The sequence below is a fragment of the Kitasatospora sp. NPDC047058 genome, assembly GCF_040643935.1.
Taxonomy (GTDB): Bacteria; Actinomycetota; Actinomycetes; order Streptomycetales; family Streptomycetaceae; genus Kitasatospora.
This window is the reverse complement of the sequence record NZ_JBEYVJ010000528.1, coordinates 1-4,079: the sequence shown is the minus strand read 5'-3', so window position 1 is coordinate 4,079 and position 4,079 is coordinate 1. Positions and strand designations below refer to the sequence as shown.

At 72.2% G+C, this 4,079-nt stretch carries 5 protein-coding genes; 4 read left to right on the top strand and 1 reads right to left on the bottom strand.

All coding sequences use genetic code 11. The annotated features are described in order from the left end of the window. The first annotated feature begins 217 nt into the window (after positions 1-217). Entirely contained in the window at positions 218-1,132 is a 915-nt protein-coding gene (locus tag ABZ885_RS36810) for an LLM class flavin-dependent oxidoreductase (protein ID WP_360198870.1), read from the top strand. 110 nt (positions 1,133-1,242) lie between these two features. Here the strand turns inward: ABZ885_RS36810 and ABZ885_RS36805 are convergent, their stop codons facing one another. Further along, positions 1,243-1,740 (bottom strand): Lrp/AsnC family transcriptional regulator, encoded by a 498-nt coding sequence (locus tag ABZ885_RS36805; protein WP_360198868.1) that lies wholly within the window; start codon positions 1,738-1,740, stop codon positions 1,243-1,245. A 76-nt stretch (positions 1,741-1,816) separates the two neighbouring features. On the opposite strand from ABZ885_RS36805, the gene ABZ885_RS36800 reads away from it, so the two are divergent. The 3 genes from ABZ885_RS36800 (at position 1,817) to ABZ885_RS36790 (ending at position 3,964) form a co-directional block, all read left to right on the top strand. Continuing rightward, positions 1,817-2,743 carry an SMP-30/gluconolactonase/LRE family protein gene (locus tag ABZ885_RS36800; protein WP_360198867.1) on the top strand — a complete coding sequence of 309 codons (927 nt, stop codon included), beginning with the start codon at positions 1,817-1,819 and terminating at the stop codon, positions 2,741-2,743. Positions 2,744-3,041: 298 nt separating this feature from the next. Beyond that, entirely contained in the window at positions 3,042-3,491 is a 450-nt protein-coding gene (locus ABZ885_RS36795) for an SRPBCC family protein (protein ID WP_360198865.1), read from the top strand. Then, positions 3,488-3,964, top strand: coding sequence for a MarR family transcriptional regulator (locus ABZ885_RS36790; protein WP_360198863.1), 477 nt, complete (start codon positions 3,488-3,490; stop codon positions 3,962-3,964). The genes ABZ885_RS36795 and ABZ885_RS36790 overlap by 4 nt, the downstream gene beginning before the upstream one ends. The last annotated feature ends 115 nt before the right edge of the window (positions 3,965-4,079 follow it).

Below are 4,079 nucleotides of genomic sequence, written 5' to 3'. Positions count from 1 at the left end.
GTCGAGATCGGCGACCGCGGCAGCGAACGAGCGGGAGTTGAGCAGCCGGTCGGGGCGGGCGCCGGCCGCCTCGGCGGCCATGCTTGAGCAGGTAGCCCAGTCGTGCGCCGAGCAGTTCCTCGACGGTGGTCGCGCCGTCGTCCTCGTTCTCCGCCATTCCGGCATCCTAGCAATTGCTGATAGTCAGGAGTGCTGACGATCGCCTATGCTGATTGTCATGCCTGAAGATGCGCCCTGCCGCGCGCTCCGTTTCGGCGTCAAGACGACGCCCATGCACCTGACCTACGACGAGATCCTCCGTGTCTGGGAGGAGGCCGACGAACTGCCCGAACTCGACGACGCCTGGCTCTGGGACCACCTGACGCCGCTGGCCGGACCGCCCGGCGGCGCCGTCCTGGAAGGCTGGACGCTGCTGGCCGCGCTGGCCGCCCGCACCACCCGGCTGCACCTGGGCCTGCTCGTCACCAGCAACAGGCTGCGCGCCCCCGCCCACCTCGGAAAGATCGCCACCACCGTGGACGCGATCTCCCGCGGACGGCTGGTCATGGGCCTGGGCGTCGGCGGCACCCGGCAGCCCGACGGTCTCCCCAACCCGGCCGTCGCCGAGTACGCCGCCTACGGCCTCCCGCTCCCGTCCCCCGGCGAGGGCCTGGCCCGCCTCACCGAGACCATCACCATCCTGCGCCGCATGTGGACCGAAGGGGTCTTCGACCACGACGGCCCCTTCACCACCCTGCGCGGCACCCGCAACGGCCCCGGCCCCGCCCGCCCCGGCGGCCCGCCACTGCTGCTCGGCGGCTGGGGCGACCGCATGCTGCGCATCGTCGCCGAACACGCCGACATCTGGAACGTCCCCGGCCCGCCCCACCACGGCACCGACTGGATCGCCGGGCGCGCCCGCGTCCTGGACGCGCACTGCGCGGCGATCGGCCGCGACCCCGCCGAGATCACCCGCTCCGCACAGATCATCGTCGACTACGCCGACCCCGCGGCCACCCGCGCCCACGTCCGCGCCCTCGCCGCCGTCGGCATCCGCCACGTCGTGCTCGCGCTGCCCCGCCCCTACGTCGACCACGCGGCCCGCTGGCTCGTCGACGAGATCGTCAAGCCCGTTCGGGAGGGCGGCGCCTGACGGCGTCGACGGATGTCCTACCGGTGTCGCCGCCGGCCGACGTCCCGCTCGCGCCGCCGCCGCGGCGGGCTGCCGTCGACCCCGCCGCACCGCCCTGACCGACCCCAGCCCTACCCGCCGACCGGTCCGGTCCGCGGAGCCTGCTCGCGAGGCTCGGGCGCAGGCGACGGCGGTCGTTCGAAGAAGGTCTCCAGGGCGACCGTCGCCTGCGTGCCGCTCACGCCGTCGATGGCGTACAAGCGCCGTAGCACGTCCTGCAGTTGCTCGGTGGTCCGGGTGCGCACCTTCAACAGGACCGAGGCGCTTCCCGCGATGATGTGGGCCTCCTCGAGTTCCGGGATCCCGGCGAAGGCCTCGGCGGACTCGCCCATCCACGCCGAGGAGTCGACCATCACGAAGGCCAGCACCCCGAGCCCGAGCGCCTTGGGGTCGACCTCGACCGTCGTGCGGCGGACCACCCCCCGCTCGCGGAGTTTGCGGACCCGTTCATGGGTGGCGCCCGCCGAGAGGCCCACTGCTTTGCCGAGGGCCGCGTAGGCCTGCCCCGCGTCCTCCTGGAGCAGGGCGAGCAGCCGGCGGTCGATGTCGTCGAGGTTCTCCGATGCCATGGGACAACCATATGTCGTTCTGTCATACTCGAACAGCTTTGAAGGACGTTCGGATCTTTCGGTCAAGGGGTGGATTGTGTCTGGCAACATCGAGTACGGGCTGTACCAGATCCTGGATGAGCGCTTCCGCACCGGCAAGTGCGCCAACGGCGACCTGCGGCTGGAGCAGCTGTACGGGGACTGCCGGTGGGCCGAGGGCCCGGTCTACCTGCCCGCCTGGCGCCAGCTGATCTGGAGCGACATCCCCAACGACCGGATGCTGCGCTGGGACGAGGCCACCGGCACCGTCGGCGTCTTCCGCTCACCGGCCGGCCACAGCAACGGCAACACGCTGGACCGCGAAGGCCGGCTGATCACCTGCGAACAGGGCAACCGCCGGGTGACCCGCACGGAACACGACGGGTCGATCACCGTCCTGGCCGACCGGTTCCAGGGCAAGCGGCTCAACTCCCCCAACGACGCGGTGGTGCACTCCGACGGGTCGATCTGGTTCTCCGACCCGGACTTCGGCATCACCAGCGACTACGAGGGCCACCGTGCCGTCGTCGAGATCGGCGCCTGCAACGTCTACCGGATCGACCCGGTCGACGGCACCGTCCGGATGGTGGCCGACGGCTTCGCCGGGCCCAACGGACTGGTCTTCTCGCCCGACGAGCAGCAGCTGTACGTGTCGGACAGCCGCGCCCGGCACATCCGGGTCTTCGACGTCCTGAACGGCGGCCGGCTCTCGGACGGCAAGGTCTTCGCGGAGGCCCCGGACAGCAGCTTCGACAACCTCCGCTTCGACGACGGCGGTCGGCTCTGGGCGGCGGCGCTCGACGACGGCGTCCACTGCTACGACCCGGACGGAACCCTGATCGGCCGCCTGCTCGTCCCCGGGCCCGTCTCCAACCTGGCCTTCGGCGGCCCGAAGAACAACCGGCTCTTCATCACTGCGGGGACGTCCCTGTACTCCCTGGTGATGGCCGTGACGGGCACTCACCGGGTGTGCCGCCGCGGGTAGCCGTCGGCGGTCCCGATCCCGGGCCGGGCCGGGATCGGGGCCGCCCGGCCCGCCACCGCCCGGTGTCTCATCGACCTCGGCCGCGTCGGGGAGGCCGTGGCCGTTCTCCGCCGGCACCGTCCCCGGCCACCCGCCCTGTCGGCCGGCTCCTGGAGCGACGAGCCCCCGTTCTGATCGCTGCGGCCGGGCGGAGGGCCGCCATCGGCGCAGGCGCCGTGCAAGCTCTTGCTGGATAGTCGTCGCGGCGATAGTCTTCGCGTAGAGCAAATCGGGAAGCGGGAACGAGGGGGACCTGGTCATGTGGAGCCACGAGTACACGGGTGAGACGGCCGCTGCACCGGAGGCGGTCTGGGCGGTGCTCAAGGACATCGACGGCTGGGCGCGTTGGGACTCCTCGATGGAGTCGGTCTCGCTGCTGGGGGCGTTCGAGGTGGGTGGCAAGGTGTCGATGACGCCCACGGGTCAGGAGCCGATCATCTCGGTCATCACCGGCATCGAGGAGAACGTCCGCTACGCCGACGAAACCGAGTTCGAGGGCGTGGTGCTGCGGTTCAGTCACACGCTGAGCCCGCACGGCGAGGGCGGCACCCAGGTGGTGCACCGGCTGGAGATCTCCGGTCCGCAGGCCGACCAGGTGGGCCCGGAGCTGGGCCCGGCCATCACCGAGGACTTCCCGGAGGCGATGGCCGCCCTGTTCGCCCAGGCCCTCGGCGCCGGCGGCAGCACCGGCACCGGCGGCACCCGGTGAGCGGGACGCAGACCGCCGGCGCGGACGGGCCCGACAGCGCGGGGTTCTGGCTCTGGCACGCCACCATGCGCTGGCAGCGGGAGATCGCGGCCGCCCTGGCGCCGTTCGACCTGACCCACGCGCAGTTCGTCCTACTGGCCTGTGCCTGGTGGCTGAACGAGCGGGGCGAGGTGCCCAACCAGCAGGAGCTGGCCCGTCAGGCGGGCACCGACGTGAAGATGACCTCACAGCTGGTGCGGAAGCTGGAGGCCAAGGGGCTGCTGGACCGCGAAACCGACCCGCAGGACACCCGGGCCCGCCGGCTGCGGATCACCGCGCGCGGCACGGAACTGGCCCGGTCCGCCGTCGTCGAGGTCGAACGCGTGGACGCGGCCTTCTTCCGCCCCGCCGAGCGCGCGGCCGGCCTGGACGAGCGCACGCTCGGCTCCCTCCTGCGCCACCTGGCCCAGGCCGACGGCCCCGACACGCCCTGACCGCTCGGCCGGTGGCCGGGTCTGCCGGTCGGGCAGGGCTCCGGTGCTCCGTCCGGGCGGTGACGGGGTTCGGCACCGTGCCGGGGCGGGCAGGGCATCATCGCGCTCAACGACA

Bases quoted from the DNA above. Each gene is read 5' to 3' on its own strand.
- ABZ885_RS36810 (WP_360198870.1), top strand. From the start codon at position 218: ATGCCTGAAGATGCGCCCTGCCGCGCGCTCCGTTTCGGCGTCAAGACG.
- ABZ885_RS36805 (WP_360198868.1), bottom strand. From the start codon at position 1,740: ATGGCATCGGAGAACCTCGACGACATCGACCGCCGGCTGCTCGCCCTG.
- ABZ885_RS36795 (WP_360198865.1), top strand. From the start codon at position 3,042: ATGTGGAGCCACGAGTACACGGGTGAGACGGCCGCTGCACCGGAGGCG.